Source organism: Gallaecimonas mangrovi, from assembly GCF_003367375.1.
Classification (GTDB): Bacteria; Pseudomonadota; Gammaproteobacteria; order Enterobacterales; family Gallaecimonadaceae; genus Gallaecimonas; species Gallaecimonas mangrovi.
Window position 1 is genome coordinate 300,847 of the sequence record NZ_CP031416.1, and the last position, 11,654, is coordinate 312,500.

The following is an 11,654-nucleotide window of genomic DNA, read 5'->3' on the forward strand; positions in this document are numbered from 1 at the left end:
GGGAGGATTCAGAGCTATGGCTATCGTTAAATGTAAGCCGACATCTCCGGGTCGTCGCCACGTAGTTAAAGTGGTTAACCCTGAGCTGCATAAAGGCAAGCCGCACGCTGCCCTGTTGGACTCTAAGTCCAAGTCTGGCGGCCGCAACAATGCTGGCCGTATCACTACCCGTCATATCGGTGGTGGTCACAAACAGCATTACCGGATCATCGATTTCAAACGTACCAAAGATGGCGTACCTGCCACTGTTGAGCGTCTGGAATACGATCCTAACCGCAGCGCTAACATCGCGCTGGTTCTGTACGCTGATGGCGAACGTCGTTACATCCTGGCCCCTAAAGGCATTCAGGCTGGCGACAAAATCCAATCTGGTGTAGATGCGCCTATCAAAGCAGGTAACACCCTGCCGATGCGCAACATCCCAGTTGGTTCTACTGTTCACGCAGTAGAAATGAAGCCTGGCAAAGGCGCTCAGCTGGCTCGTTCCGCTGGTGCTTACGTACAGATCGTTGCTCGCGACGGTGCCTACGTAACTATTCGCCTGCGTAGCGGCGAAATGCGCAAAGTGCCTGCAGATTGCCGCGCCACCATTGGTGAAGTGGGCAACGCTGAGCACATGCTGCGTCAACTGGGTAAAGCTGGTGCCAAACGCTGGCGCGGTGTTCGTCCGACCGTTCGTGGTGTTGCCATGAACCCGGTAGATCACCCGCACGGTGGTGGTGAAGGCCGTACCTCTGGTGGTCGTCACCCGGTTTCTCCGTGGGGCAAACCTACCAAGGGCGCTAAAACCCGTAAGAACAAGCGTACCGATAAGTTCATCGTACGCCGTCGTAGCAAGTAAATAAGCTAGAGGAATCACCATGCCACGTTCTCTCAAGAAAGGTCCGTTTATCGACCTGCACTTGCTGAAGAAGGTAGAGAAAGCGGTGGAAAGCGGGGACAAGAAACCAATTAAGACTTGGTCCCGTCGTTCAATGATCATTCCGAACATGATCGGTTTGACCATCGCTGTCCATAATGGTCGTCAGCACGTTCCGGTATACGTTTCCGACGAAATGATCGGTCACAAGCTGGGCGAGTTCGCGCCGACCCGTACTTACCGTGGTCACGCCGCGGACAAGAAAGCCAAGAAGCGTTAAGGAGTAAAAGATGGAAGCTATCGCTAAACATCGTTTTGCCCGTACCTCCGCGCAGAAGGCTCGCCTGGTTGCTGATCAGGTTCGCGGTCTGCCCGTGGCTAAGGCCATTGACACTTTGGCCTTCAGCGACAAGAAAGCTGCCGCGCTGGTCAAGAAGGTACTGGATTCAGCCATTGCCAACGCCGAGCACAACTTCGGTCTGGACATCGATGAACTGAAAGTGGCCAAGATCTTCGTAGATGAAGGTCCTACCATGAAACGCATCATGCCCCGCGCCAAAGGTCGTGCGGATCGTATCCTCAAGCGCACCAGCCACATTACTGTGGTTGTCGCTGAGCGTTAATCCAGGAGATAAGCAATGGGACAGAAAGTACATCCTAATGGTATCCGCCTGGGCATCGTCAAGCCTTGGAATGCGACCTGGTTCGCTGATACCAAAGATTTTGCTGACAACCTGCATGGCGATCATGAAGTGCGTCAATTCCTGAAAAAGGAACTGAAAGCCGCTTCTGTATCCCGCATCGTTATCGAGCGCCCTGCCAAGTCTATCCGCGTTACCATTCACACCGCCCGTCCGGGTGTTGTTATTGGTAAGAAAGGTGAAGACGTCGAGAAGCTGCGTAAAGCTGTTGCCAAAATTGCCGGCGTGCCCGCGCAAATCAACATCAGCGAAGTACGTAAGCCTGAGCTGGACGCGCAACTGGTAGCTGACAACATCAGCAGCCAGCTGGAGCGCCGCGTGATGTTCCGTCGCGCTATGAAGCGTGCGGTACAAAACGCTATGCGTCTGGGTGCTAAGGGTATCAAGGTAGAAGTGAACGGCCGCCTCGGTGGCGCCGAAATCGCTCGCACCGAATGGTACCGTGAAGGCCGTGTGCCGCTGCACACCCTGCGCGCTGACATCGATTATGCCACTTCCGAAGCTCACACCACTTACGGCGTGATCGGCACTAAAGTCTGGATCTTCAAAGGTGAGATTCTGGGCGGTATGCCGGTTGCCGAAGTCCAGCCTGAGCCCAAGAAGAAAGGCAAAGGTGGCAAGTAAGGAGTTCCAGCGATGTTGCAACCGAAACGTACAAAATTCCGTAAGCAGCACAAGATGCGCAACCGTGGCCTGGCGCAAGCCGGTGCCAAGGTGTCATTCGGTACCTTTGGCCTGAAAGCCATTGGCCGTGGTCGCATGACTGCCCGTCAAATTGAAGCTGCCCGTCGTGCCATGACCCGTCACGTCAAGCGTCAAGGTAAGATCTGGATCCGGGTATTCCCCGATAAGCCGATCTCCGAGAAGCCTCTGGAAGTGCGGATGGGTAAAGGTAAGGGTTCCGTTGAATATTGGGTTGCCGAAATCAAACCCGGCAAAGTCCTTTATGAAATGGATGGTGTCTCTGAAGAGCTGGCACGTGAAGCGTTCGCCCTTGCGGCCGCTAAACTGCCCTTTAAGACCACCTTTGTGACTCGGACGGTACTGTAATGAAAGCGACTGATCTTCGTAACAAGAGCGTTGAAGAGCTGAACGCTGAGTTGATCGAACTGCTGCGTGAGCAATTCAACCTGCGCATGCAAGCGGCTACTGGTCAGCTGTCTCAGTCTCATGAGCTCAAGAAAGTGCGTCGCAATATTGCACGCGTTAAGACTGTTCTCAACGAGAAGGCAGGTGCGTAATGACTGAGAAGACTGTTCGTACGCTGCAAGGCCGCGTGGTCAGCGACAAGATGGACAAATCCATCACTGTTGCTATCGAGCGCTTCGTGAAGCACCCGATCTACGGTAAGTTCATCAAGCGTACCACCAAGCTGCACGTGCATGACGAGAACAACGAGTGCCAAGCTGGCGACGTCGTGACTATTCGCGAATGTCGTCCGTTGTCTAAGACTAAGTCTTGGACTTTGGTACAAGTCGTTGAGCGTCCGGCTAAGGTTTAATCGCCTAAAGCCTGCGCAAAAACAGCAATGACCCCGGAAACGGGGTCATTGTATTTTTATTAGCCTTGGCGCTACCCATTGCAAGGGGATGGTGTTAAACTGTCGCGCCTTTGCTATAGGCAGCCAAAGGTGGCCCAATTCTGGGCCGTAGTTATTTTTTAGCGGAGCACTAACATGATCCAAATGCAAAGTATGCTCGACGTTGCTGATAACAGCGGCGCTCGCAGCGTAATGTGTATTAAGGTTCTGGGTGGTTCGCACCGCCGTTATGCCGCTGTTGGCGACATCATCAAAGTTACCGTTAAGGAAGCAATTCCGCGCGGTAAAGTGAAAAAAGGTGATGTGGTTAACGCGGTGGTAGTGCGTACCAAAAAAGGTGTGCGTCGTCCTGACGGTTCTTTGATCCGTTTCGATCGTAACGCTGCGGTACTGCTTAATGGTAAGCAGGAACCCATTGGCACCCGTATCTTCGGGCCTGTGACTCGTGAACTGCGTTCTGAGAAGTTCATGAAGATCATCTCTCTGGCGCCGGAAGTACTGTAAGGAGTATCCCAATGGCAGCGAAAATTCGTCGTGACGATGAAGTGATCGTGCTGACTGGCAAAGACAAGGGCAAGCGTGGCAAAGTCACCAAGGTCCTGGCTACCGGTAAGCTGATCGTTGAAGGCGTAAACGTCATCAAAAAACACCAAAAGCCCAACCCTTATCTGGGTGTTCAGGGTGGCATTGTTGAAAAAGAAGCCCCTATTCAGGTTTCCAACGTTGCTATCTACAACCCCAAAACTGGCAAGGCTGACCGTATCGGTTTCCGTTTTGAAGAAGGCCAAAAGGTTCGTTTCTTCAAATCCAATAACGAAGTCATCAACTGATTTTTGGAGTATACGATGGCGAAACTGCATGATTTCTACAAAGAGACTGTAGTGCCTGGGCTCGTAAAAGAGTTCGGCTACAAGACAGTCATGCAAGTCCCTCGGATTGAAAAAATCACCCTTAACATGGGTGTAGGTGAAGCTGTGGCTGATAAAAAGCTGCTGGACAATGCCTCTGCCGACCTGGCAGCCATTTCCGGTCAGAAGCCCCTCATCACCAAAGCGCGTAAATCCGTAGCGGGCTTCAAAATCCGTGAAGGTTACCCCATTGGTTGCAAAGTAACCCTGCGTGGCGAACGTATGTGGGAATTCTTTGAGCGTTTAGTCTCAATTTCTATTCCCCGTATCCGTGACTTCCGTGGCCTCAACCCGAAATCTTTCGACGGTCGTGGCAACTACAGCATGGGTGTTCGCGAGCAAATCATCTTCCCTGAAATCGACTATGACAAAGTCGATCGCGTTCGTGGTCTGGATATCACCATCACCACTACTTCGCGTAATGACGAGGAAGGTCGTGCTCTGCTGGCTGCCTTTAACTTCCCGTTCAAAAAGTAAGGAATTAGGGTTATGGCAAAGCAATCAATGAAGGCCCGCGAGGCCAAGCGCGCCAAGCTGGTAGCACAATTCGCTGAAAAGCGTATTGCACTGAAAGCCGTTATCAGCAGCGTCAACAGCTCCGATGAAGAGCGTTGGGACGCCGTGCTCAAACTGCAATCCCTGCCACGCGATTCCAGCCGTACTCGCCAGCGTAACCGCTGCCGTGTAACTGGTCGTCCGCACGCTTATCTGCGCAAATTCGGCCTGAGCCGTATTAAAGTGCGTGAAGCTGCGATGCGCGGTGAAATTCCTGGCCTTAAAAAGGCTAGCTGGTAAGCCACTTACGGGAGTGAAGCATTATGAGCATGCAAGATCCTATCGCTGACATGCTGACTCGCATCCGCAACGGCCAACAGGCCCGTAAGGTTGCAGTCTCCATGCCTTCTTCCAAGCTGAAGGTGGCTATCGCCGAGACGCTGAAGAAAGAAGGTTATGTCGCTGACTATAAAGTTACTGGCGACGTCAAGCCCGAGCTGGAAGTGACCCTGAAATATTTCCAGGGCAAGCCGGTTGTCGAGAGCATTCAACGCGTTTCCCGCCCTGGCCTGCGCATCTATAAGAAAAAAGATGAGCTGCCGAAAGTAATGGGTGGTCTGGGCGTTGCTATCGTCTCTACGTCCAAGGGCGTGATGAGCGACCGTGCCGCGCGTAAAGCCGGTATGGGTGGCGAAATCATCTGCTACGTAGCGTAAGGGGGTAGAATAATGTCTCGTGTCGCTAAAGCACCTGTGACCGTTCCTGCCGGTGTCGAAGTTAAAATCGACGGTCAGGAAATCACAGTTAAAGGTAAAAACGGTACCCTCAGCCGCGTTCTGAACGATGTTGTGGCCGTTAACCAAGAAGACAACCAGCTGAAAGTTAGCCTGAAAGAAGGTGCTGATGAAATTGCTCAGGCCGGTACCGCCCGTGCCCTGATCAACAACATGGTCATCGGTGTTACTGAAGGCTTCAGCCGTAAGCTGCAACTGATTGGCGTGGGTTACAAAGTACAGGTACAAGGTTCCAAGCTGAACATGCATCTGGGCTTTTCTCACCCGGTTGAGCACGAACTGCCGCAAGGCATCTCTGCCGAGTGCCCAAGCCAGACTGAAGTAGTTATCAAAGGCGCAGACAAACAATTGGTTGGCCAAGTTGCTGCCAATGTTCGTGGCTACCGTCCGCCCGAGCCTTACAAAGGCAAAGGTGTTCGCTACGCTGACGAAACTGTTCTGCGTAAAGAGGCTAAGAAGAAGTAAGGTAACACTATGGACAAGAAAGCATCTCGTCTTCGTCGCGCTCTGCGCGTACGCAAGCAGATTAAAGAGCTGGGTGCGAATCGTCTGGTGGTTCACCGTACACCGCGCCATATTTATGCGCAGCTGATCGCAGCCAACGGTTCTGAAGTGATCGCCTCTGCCTCCACTCTGGATAAGGCACTGGCCGAGCAAGTGAAATACTCCGGCAACATCGATGCTGCCAAAGCAGTGGGTAAAGCCATCGCCGAGCGCGCTCTTGAAAAAGGCGTGAGCACCGTTGCATTCGATCGTTCCGGTTTTAAATATCACGGTCGTGTAGCTGCCCTGGCGGACGCTGCCCGTGAAGCCGGCCTGAAGTTCTAAGGAGCAGTCATGGCGAACGTAGAAAAGCAAGCCGGTGACCTGATCGAAAAGCTGATCAGTGTTAACCGTGTTTCTAAAGTAGTTAAGGGCGGCCGTATCTTCAGCTTCACTGCATTGACTGTAGTGGGCGACGGCAACGGTCGCATCGGTTTTGGTTACGGTAAAGCCCGCGAAGTTCCAGCTGCCATTCAAAAGGCAATGGAACAAGCTCGCCGCAACATGGTTACCGTATCTCTGAACGGCACCACCCTGCATCACGCCGTTAAGGGCCGTCATTCTGGCTCTCAGGTTTACATGCAGCCTGCCTCAGAAGGTACCGGTATCATTGCCGGCGGTGCGATGCGCGCCGTGCTGGAAGTAGCTGGCGTACAAAACGTACTGTCCAAAGCTTATGGTTCCACCAACCCGATCAACGTGGTTCGTGCAACCATCGGTGCTCTGGTAGACACTAAGTCTCCAGAAGCCGTAGCGGCCAAACGTGGTCTCACCGTTGAAGAAATTCTGGGGTAATCACAATGGCTAATAAGACAGTAAAAGTTACTCAAACCCGCAGCTCGATTGGCCGCTTGCCTAAGCATAAAGCCACTCTGCGCGGTCTGGGCCTGCGTAAGATCAACCACACCGTTGAGCTGGAAGATACTCCGGCCGTGCGTGGCATGATCAACCAGGTAATTTACATGGTGAAGGTGGAGGGCTAATCGGATGAAACTGAATAACCTATCCCCTGCCGCTGGTGCCAAGTCTGCTCCTAAGCGTGTAGGCCGTGGTATTGGTTCTGGCCTGGGTAAAACCGGTGGCCGTGGCCATAAAGGTCAAAAGAGCCGTAGCGGTGGTAAAGTACGTGCCGGTTTTGAAGGCGGTCAGATGCCGCTGCAACGCCGTCTGCCTAAGTTTGGCTTCACTTCTCGCAAGTCCTTAGTGTCTGCAGAAGTACGTCTGGCTGAACTTGCCAAGGTAGAAGGTGATGTAGTTGACCTGAACAGCCTGAAAGAGGCTAACGTCATCACCCGTAATATTGAATTCGCCAAGGTTGTACTGTCCGGCGCCATCGAGCGTCCTGTGACTGTACGTGGTCTGCGCGTCACCAAAGGTGCCCGTGCTGCCATTGAAGCCGCTGGCGGAAAGGTCGAGGAATAATAGGCAATGGCTAAACCAGGACTGGATACCAATAAGGCACAAGGCGGGCTGTCGGAACTTAAACGCCGGCTGCTGTTCGTGCTCGGAGCGATTATCGTTTTCCGGGCCGGCTCCTTCGTCCCCATTCCTGGTATTGACGCTGCTGTTCTTGCCAATCTGTTTGCACAGCAAAAAGATACCATCGTTGCCATGTTCAACATGTTCAGCGGTGGTGCCTTGTCCCGTGCCTCTGTATTTGCATTGGGGATCATGCCGTACATCTCGGCATCGATCATCGTGCAATTGCTGACTGTGGTGCACCCCGCACTCGCCGAACTGAAAAAGGAAGGTGAAGCAGGGCGCCGTAAGATCAGTCAGTACACCCGCTGGGGTACATTGGCACTGGCAATTGTGCAGTCCTTTGGGATCGCAACCGGTCTTCCTAACCTGGTACACGGCCTTGTGCTGAATCCAGGTCCGGCTTTCTACTTTACTGCAGTAGTGAGCTTGGTGACCGGCACTATGTTCCTGATGTGGCTGGGTGAGCAGATCACTGAACGGGGTATCGGTAACGGTATCTCCATTCTGATCTTTTCCGGTATCGTCGCGGGCCTAGCCCCGGCGATCGGCAAGACAATAGAGCAGGCGCGTCAAGGGGATTTGAATTTCCTGGTAGCGATCCTGATTGCAGTTGTAGTTGTTGCTGTTACTTTCGGCGTGGTTTTCGTTGAACGCGGTCAACGCCGCATCGTCGTTAACTACGCAAAAAGGCAGCAAGGCCGTCGTATCTTTGCAGCGCAAAGTACGCATCTGCCGCTGAAGATCAATATGGCCGGTGTTATTCCGCCGATCTTCGCCAGCTCCATTATTTTGTTCCCGGGTACTGTGGCTCAATGGTTTGGCCAGAATGAGTCACTGTCTTGGTTGCAAAGTATTGCTCTGTCGCTCTCTCCAGGACAGCCGTTGTACGTGATGCTGTATTCAGCAGCCATTATCTTCTTCTGTTTCTTCTATACCGGGCTGGTTTTCAACCCGCGCGAAACTGCAGAAAATCTGAAGAAGAGCGGTGCCTTTATTCCGGGTATTCGCCCGGGCGAGCAAACTGCTCGCTACATCGACAAAGTGATGACTCGTCTGACTTTGGCCGGCGCGATCTATATCACCTTAGTGTGTCTGATCCCCGAGTTCATGATGGTAGCGTTTAATGTGCAGTTCTACTTCGGTGGTACTTCACTGCTCATTATCGTTGTTGTCATCATGGACTTTATGGCGCAGGTGCAGACTCATCTGATGACCCATCAGTACGAGTCTGTCATGAAGAAGGCGAACCTCAAAGGTTACGGGCGCTAAGCCCGGCCTTTGGTGTCGTTAACATACGGAGTAAGCAATGAAAGTTCGTGCATCCGTTAAGAAAATTTGCCGCAACTGCAAAATCATCAAGCGCCACGGCGTGGTTCGCGTGATTTGCACTGAGCCGAAGCACAAGCAACGGCAAGGCTAATCCGGGGCTGACCAGCAAATTAGCTGGTCAGCTTAATTGAAAACAGGCTTTCTGTTGGGTATCCTTACGGGCTTTCCGCAGATAGCCACTACTTTAGGAGTGCAGTTGATGGCCCGTATAGCCGGCATTAACATTCCTGATCATAAACATGCTGTGATCGCACTGACTGCCATTTATGGCGTCGGTCGTACCCGCGCTAAGGCCATTTGTGCCGCCGCTGGTATTGAAGAAAGCGTGAAAATCCACCAGTTGGATGAAGCGCAAATCGACAAGCTTCGTGACGAAGTCGGTAAGTACACCGTTGAAGGTGATCTGCGCCGTGAAGTCACCCTGTCTATCAAACGTTTGATGGACCTGGGTTGTTTCCGTGGTCTGCGTCATCGTCGCGGTCTGCCCGTACGTGGTCAGCGCACTAAAACTAATGCGCGCACCCGTAAGGGTCCTCGTAAACCGATCAAGAAGTAATCTGGGAAGGTAAACGATGGCTAAAACTCCGACTCGTGCCCGTAAGCGCGTTAAGAAGCAAGTGGTTGATGGTATCGCCCACGTACATGCTTCTTTCAACAACACTATCGTGACTATCACTGACCGTCAGGGTAACGCTCTGTCCTGGGCTACCTCTGGTGGCTCTGGTTTCCGTGGTTCACGCAAATCTACTCCTTTCGCTGCGCAGGTTGCTGCTGAGCGTGCAGGTGTAGCTGCTGCTGAATACGGTGTGAAAAACCTGGAAGTGAATGTGAAAGGTCCCGGTCCGGGCCGTGAATCCGCAATCCGCGCTCTTAACGCTGCCGGTTTCCGGATCACCAACATCACCGACGTCACGCCGATTCCGCACAACGGCTGCCGTCCGCCGAAGAAGCGTCGCGTATAAATTCGCTTCTAGAGGATAGTGGAGAAAGAACATGGCAAGATATTTGGGTCCCAAGCTCAAGCTCAGCCGCCGCGAAGGTACTGATCTGTTCCTGAAAAGCGGCGTACGCGCGATTGATTCCAAATGCAAACTCGAGCAGGCTCCTGGCCAGCACGGTGCGCGTAAGCCCCGTCTGTCTGACTACGGTGTTCAGCTGCGCGAGAAGCAAAAAGTTCGTCGTATCTACGGCGTACTGGAAAAGCAATTCCGTAACTACTACAAAGAGGCTGCCCGCCTGAAAGGCAACACCGGTGAAAACCTGTTGCAACTGCTGGAAGGCCGTCTGGACAATGTGGTTTTCCGTATGGGTTTTGGTGCTACTCGCGCTGAAGCTCGTCAGCTGGTAAGCCACAAAGCGGTACTGGTAAATGGCAAGGTTGTAAACGTTGCTTCTTACCAGATCTCCGTCAACGACGTCGTCTCCATCCGTGAGAAAGCCAAGAAACAGGCTCGCATCAAAGCAGCACTGGAACTGGCTGAACAGCGTGAAAAGCCGACCTGGCTGGAAGTTGACAAAGACAAGATGGAAGGTACTTACAAGCGCCTTCCTGAGCGTACTGATTTGTCCGCCGACATCAACGAACAGCTGATCGTCGAGCTTTACTCCAAGTAAAGCTTAACGCACTAGAGAGGACTATATGCAGGGTTCTGTTACTGATTTTCTCAAGCCGCGGCTGGTGGACATTGAAAGCCTCAGCCCGACTCGAGCCAAGGTGACTCTTGAGCCGCTTGAACGCGGTTTTGGGCACACGCTTGGCAATGCGCTGCGCCGCATTCTTCTGTCTTCTATGCCCGGTTGTGCCGTGACGGAAGTAGAAATTGAAGGTGTACTGCACGAGTACTCCAGCAAGGAAGGCGTTCAAGAGGATGTTATTGAGATCCTTCTGAACCTTAAAGGCCTAGCCGTGAAACTGCACGGCAAGGACGAAGCCGTCCTGACTCTCAATAAGAGTGGCGCTGGCCCGGTTGTCGCGGCAGACATTACCACTGACGGTGATGTGGAAATCATGAACCCCGAGCACCACATCTGCACCCTGACTGGTGATGCCGAGATTTCCATGCGCATTAAAGTCGAGGTTGGTCGTGGTTATGTACCCGCGTCTTCTCGTCTGTCTCTGGAAGAGGAAGACCGTCCCGTAGGCCGCCTGTTGGTCGACGCTGGTTTTTCTCCTGTTGAGCGTATTGCTTATAACGTGGAACGTGCCCGTGTAGAACAGCGCACCGACCTCGATAAACTCGTTATCGATATGGAAACCAACGGTACCATCGATCCCGAGGAAGCCATCCGTCGCGCTGCCACTATCATGGCAGAGCAACTGGAAGCCTTCGTTGAGCTGCGTGATATGAGTGAGCCGGAGCAGAAGGAAGAGAAACCGGAGTTCGATCCGATCCTGCTGCGTCCTGTTGATGATTTGGAGCTGACAGTGCGTTCGGCTAACTGCCTTAAAGCAGAAGCCATCCACTACATCGGTGACCTGGTACAGCGTACCGAGGTAGAGCTCCTCAAGACGCCTAACCTGGGTAAAAAGTCTCTAACCGAAATCAAAGACGTATTGGCGTCTCGTGGTCTTTCTCTGGGCATGCGCCTCGAGAATTGGCCACCCGCCAGTCTGGTCGATAGAGACTGAACCGGGTTACGTGTTCAACTGATTTAGTTAAAAGGAAACTCCCATGCGCCATCGTAAGAGTGGTCGTCAACTAAATCGCAACAGCAGCCATCGCCAGGCCATGTTCCGTAACATGGCCAGCTCACTGGTACGTCATGAAGTTATCAAGACTACCGTGCCTAAGGCGAAAGAACTGCGTCGCGTTGTTGAGCCGTTGATCACCCTGGCCAAGATTGACAGCGTTGCTAACCGTCGTCTGGCCTTTGCCCGTACTCGTGATAAAGAAGTAGTGGGCAAATTGTTCAACGAATTGGGTCCGCGTTACCAAGATCGCCCCGGCGGTTACCTGCGCATTTTGAAGTGCGGTTTCCGTGCCGGCGATAACGCCCCCATGG

General features: G+C 52.8%; 24 protein-coding genes (1 of these 24 running past the window's edge). All 24 read left to right on the forward strand.

Annotation, left to right across the window (positions count from 1 at the left end):
* Positions 1 to 16 precede the first annotated feature (16 nt).
* Positions 17 to 841, forward strand: coding sequence for a 50S ribosomal protein L2 (gene rplB / locus DW350_RS01395; protein ID WP_115717139.1), 825 nt, complete (start codon positions 17 to 19; stop codon positions 839 to 841).
* Between the two features lie 19 nt (positions 842 to 860).
* The gene (gene rpsS, locus DW350_RS01400; protein ID WP_008486816.1) at positions 861 to 1,139 is read left to right on the forward strand and encodes a 30S ribosomal protein S19; all 279 of its coding nucleotides are present in this window, start codon (positions 861 to 863) and stop codon (positions 1,137 to 1,139) included.
* A gap of 10 nt (positions 1,140 to 1,149) precedes the next feature.
* Positions 1,150 to 1,482: a 50S ribosomal protein L22 gene (rplV, locus tag DW350_RS01405; protein ID WP_115717140.1), complete on the forward strand. Its 333-nt coding sequence runs from the start codon at positions 1,150 to 1,152 to the stop codon at positions 1,480 to 1,482.
* Between the two features lie 15 nt (positions 1,483 to 1,497).
* Entirely contained in the window at positions 1,498 to 2,184 is a 687-nt protein-coding gene (gene rpsC, locus DW350_RS01410) for a 30S ribosomal protein S3 (RefSeq protein ID WP_115717141.1), read from the forward strand.
* 12 nt (positions 2,185 to 2,196) lie between these two features.
* On the forward strand, positions 2,197 to 2,610 hold the full coding sequence (gene rplP, locus DW350_RS01415; protein ID WP_115717142.1) for a 50S ribosomal protein L16: 414 nt from the start codon (positions 2,197 to 2,199) through the stop codon (positions 2,608 to 2,610).
* Positions 2,610 to 2,801: a 50S ribosomal protein L29 gene (rpmC, locus tag DW350_RS01420; RefSeq protein WP_115717143.1), complete on the forward strand. Its 192-nt coding sequence runs from the start codon at positions 2,610 to 2,612 to the stop codon at positions 2,799 to 2,801. The genes rplP and rpmC overlap by 1 nt, the downstream gene beginning before the upstream one ends.
* On the forward strand, positions 2,801 to 3,061 hold the full coding sequence (rpsQ, locus tag DW350_RS01425; RefSeq protein ID WP_115717144.1) for a 30S ribosomal protein S17: 261 nt from the start codon (positions 2,801 to 2,803) through the stop codon (positions 3,059 to 3,061). The genes rpmC and rpsQ overlap by 1 nt, the downstream gene beginning before the upstream one ends.
* A gap of 174 nt (positions 3,062 to 3,235) precedes the next feature.
* A complete protein-coding gene (gene rplN, locus DW350_RS01430; protein ID WP_115717145.1) occupies positions 3,236 to 3,604 on the forward strand; it encodes a 50S ribosomal protein L14 in 369 nt (122 codons plus the stop codon).
* An 11-nt stretch (positions 3,605 to 3,615) separates the two neighbouring features.
* Positions 3,616 to 3,930: a 50S ribosomal protein L24 gene (rplX, locus tag DW350_RS01435; protein WP_115717146.1), complete on the forward strand. Its 315-nt coding sequence runs from the start codon at positions 3,616 to 3,618 to the stop codon at positions 3,928 to 3,930.
* Between the two features lie 15 nt (positions 3,931 to 3,945).
* Complete coding sequence (gene rplE, locus DW350_RS01440) at positions 3,946 to 4,485, forward strand: 50S ribosomal protein L5 (protein WP_115717147.1); 540 nt, start codon at positions 3,946 to 3,948, stop codon at positions 4,483 to 4,485.
* A 12-nt stretch (positions 4,486 to 4,497) separates the two neighbouring features.
* Complete coding sequence (gene rpsN / locus DW350_RS01445) at positions 4,498 to 4,803, forward strand: 30S ribosomal protein S14 (RefSeq protein WP_115717148.1); 306 nt, start codon at positions 4,498 to 4,500, stop codon at positions 4,801 to 4,803.
* 23 nt (positions 4,804 to 4,826) lie between these two features.
* Positions 4,827 to 5,219 (forward strand): 30S ribosomal protein S8, encoded by a 393-nt coding sequence (gene rpsH / locus DW350_RS01450; RefSeq protein WP_115717149.1) that lies wholly within the window; start codon positions 4,827 to 4,829, stop codon positions 5,217 to 5,219.
* A gap of 12 nt (positions 5,220 to 5,231) precedes the next feature.
* Entirely contained in the window at positions 5,232 to 5,762 is a 531-nt protein-coding gene (rplF, locus tag DW350_RS01455; protein ID WP_115717150.1) for a 50S ribosomal protein L6, read from the forward strand.
* Positions 5,763 to 5,771: 9 nt separating this feature from the next.
* Entirely contained in the window at positions 5,772 to 6,125 is a 354-nt protein-coding gene (rplR, locus tag DW350_RS01460; RefSeq protein ID WP_115717151.1) for a 50S ribosomal protein L18, read from the forward strand.
* Between the two features lie 9 nt (positions 6,126 to 6,134).
* Positions 6,135 to 6,635, forward strand: coding sequence for a 30S ribosomal protein S5 (rpsE, locus tag DW350_RS01465; RefSeq protein WP_115717152.1), 501 nt, complete (start codon positions 6,135 to 6,137; stop codon positions 6,633 to 6,635).
* 5 nt (positions 6,636 to 6,640) lie between these two features.
* Positions 6,641 to 6,823, forward strand: a complete 183-nt coding sequence (rpmD, locus tag DW350_RS01470; RefSeq protein ID WP_115717153.1) for a 50S ribosomal protein L30 — start codon at positions 6,641 to 6,643, stop codon at positions 6,821 to 6,823.
* A 4-nt stretch (positions 6,824 to 6,827) separates the two neighbouring features.
* Entirely contained in the window at positions 6,828 to 7,262 is a 435-nt protein-coding gene (gene rplO / locus DW350_RS01475; protein WP_115717154.1) for a 50S ribosomal protein L15, read from the forward strand.
* Between the two features lie 6 nt (positions 7,263 to 7,268).
* Complete coding sequence (gene secY, locus DW350_RS01480) at positions 7,269 to 8,591, forward strand: preprotein translocase subunit SecY (RefSeq protein ID WP_115717155.1); 1,323 nt, start codon at positions 7,269 to 7,271, stop codon at positions 8,589 to 8,591.
* A 37-nt stretch (positions 8,592 to 8,628) separates the two neighbouring features.
* On the forward strand, positions 8,629 to 8,742 hold the full coding sequence (rpmJ, locus tag DW350_RS01485) for a 50S ribosomal protein L36 (protein WP_008486798.1): 114 nt from the start codon (positions 8,629 to 8,631) through the stop codon (positions 8,740 to 8,742).
* 108 nt (positions 8,743 to 8,850) lie between these two features.
* Complete coding sequence (gene rpsM, locus DW350_RS01490) at positions 8,851 to 9,207, forward strand: 30S ribosomal protein S13 (RefSeq protein ID WP_115717156.1); 357 nt, start codon at positions 8,851 to 8,853, stop codon at positions 9,205 to 9,207.
* A gap of 16 nt (positions 9,208 to 9,223) precedes the next feature.
* Entirely contained in the window at positions 9,224 to 9,613 is a 390-nt protein-coding gene (gene rpsK, locus DW350_RS01495) for a 30S ribosomal protein S11 (RefSeq protein WP_115717157.1), read from the forward strand.
* Between the two features lie 31 nt (positions 9,614 to 9,644).
* Positions 9,645 to 10,265 carry a 30S ribosomal protein S4 gene (gene rpsD, locus DW350_RS01500; RefSeq protein WP_115717158.1) on the forward strand — a complete coding sequence of 207 codons (621 nt, stop codon included), beginning with the start codon at positions 9,645 to 9,647 and terminating at the stop codon, positions 10,263 to 10,265.
* A 25-nt stretch (positions 10,266 to 10,290) separates the two neighbouring features.
* The gene (locus DW350_RS01505; RefSeq protein ID WP_115717159.1) at positions 10,291 to 11,280 is read left to right on the forward strand and encodes a DNA-directed RNA polymerase subunit alpha; all 990 of its coding nucleotides are present in this window, start codon (positions 10,291 to 10,293) and stop codon (positions 11,278 to 11,280) included.
* A gap of 43 nt (positions 11,281 to 11,323) precedes the next feature.
* A protein-coding gene (gene rplQ / locus DW350_RS01510; protein ID WP_115717160.1) for a 50S ribosomal protein L17 crosses the window boundary here: on the forward strand, positions 11,324 to 11,654 show its 5' portion. Its footprint extends 65 nt past the window's final position; the window shows 331 of its 396 coding nt (coding positions 1-331); the start codon lies at positions 11,324 to 11,326; its stop codon lies off the right edge, out of view.

Bases quoted from the DNA above. Each gene is read 5' to 3' on its own strand.
- rplB (WP_115717139.1), top strand. From the start codon at position 17: ATGGCTATCGTTAAATGTAAGCCGACATCTCCGGGTCGTCGCCACGTA.
- rpsS (WP_008486816.1), top strand. From the start codon at position 861: ATGCCACGTTCTCTCAAGAAAGGTCCGTTTATCGACCTGCACTTGCTG.
- rplV (WP_115717140.1), top strand. From the start codon at position 1,150: ATGGAAGCTATCGCTAAACATCGTTTTGCCCGTACCTCCGCGCAGAAG.
- rpsC (WP_115717141.1), top strand. From the start codon at position 1,498: ATGGGACAGAAAGTACATCCTAATGGTATCCGCCTGGGCATCGTCAAG.
- rplP (WP_115717142.1), top strand. From the start codon at position 2,197: ATGTTGCAACCGAAACGTACAAAATTCCGTAAGCAGCACAAGATGCGC.
- rpmC (WP_115717143.1), top strand. From the start codon at position 2,610: ATGAAAGCGACTGATCTTCGTAACAAGAGCGTTGAAGAGCTGAACGCT.
- rpsQ (WP_115717144.1), top strand. From the start codon at position 2,801: ATGACTGAGAAGACTGTTCGTACGCTGCAAGGCCGCGTGGTCAGCGAC.
- rplN (WP_115717145.1), top strand. From the start codon at position 3,236: ATGATCCAAATGCAAAGTATGCTCGACGTTGCTGATAACAGCGGCGCT.
- rplX (WP_115717146.1), top strand. From the start codon at position 3,616: ATGGCAGCGAAAATTCGTCGTGACGATGAAGTGATCGTGCTGACTGGC.
- rplE (WP_115717147.1), top strand. From the start codon at position 3,946: ATGGCGAAACTGCATGATTTCTACAAAGAGACTGTAGTGCCTGGGCTC.
- rpsN (WP_115717148.1), top strand. From the start codon at position 4,498: ATGGCAAAGCAATCAATGAAGGCCCGCGAGGCCAAGCGCGCCAAGCTG.
- rpsH (WP_115717149.1), top strand. From the start codon at position 4,827: ATGAGCATGCAAGATCCTATCGCTGACATGCTGACTCGCATCCGCAAC.
- rplF (WP_115717150.1), top strand. From the start codon at position 5,232: ATGTCTCGTGTCGCTAAAGCACCTGTGACCGTTCCTGCCGGTGTCGAA.
- rplR (WP_115717151.1), top strand. From the start codon at position 5,772: ATGGACAAGAAAGCATCTCGTCTTCGTCGCGCTCTGCGCGTACGCAAG.
- rpsE (WP_115717152.1), top strand. From the start codon at position 6,135: ATGGCGAACGTAGAAAAGCAAGCCGGTGACCTGATCGAAAAGCTGATC.
- rpmD (WP_115717153.1), top strand. From the start codon at position 6,641: ATGGCTAATAAGACAGTAAAAGTTACTCAAACCCGCAGCTCGATTGGC.
- rplO (WP_115717154.1), top strand. From the start codon at position 6,828: ATGAAACTGAATAACCTATCCCCTGCCGCTGGTGCCAAGTCTGCTCCT.
- secY (WP_115717155.1), top strand. From the start codon at position 7,269: ATGGCTAAACCAGGACTGGATACCAATAAGGCACAAGGCGGGCTGTCG.
- rpmJ (WP_008486798.1), top strand. From the start codon at position 8,629: ATGAAAGTTCGTGCATCCGTTAAGAAAATTTGCCGCAACTGCAAAATC.
- rpsM (WP_115717156.1), top strand. From the start codon at position 8,851: ATGGCCCGTATAGCCGGCATTAACATTCCTGATCATAAACATGCTGTG.
- rpsK (WP_115717157.1), top strand. From the start codon at position 9,224: ATGGCTAAAACTCCGACTCGTGCCCGTAAGCGCGTTAAGAAGCAAGTG.
- rpsD (WP_115717158.1), top strand. From the start codon at position 9,645: ATGGCAAGATATTTGGGTCCCAAGCTCAAGCTCAGCCGCCGCGAAGGT.
- DW350_RS01505 (WP_115717159.1), top strand. From the start codon at position 10,291: ATGCAGGGTTCTGTTACTGATTTTCTCAAGCCGCGGCTGGTGGACATT.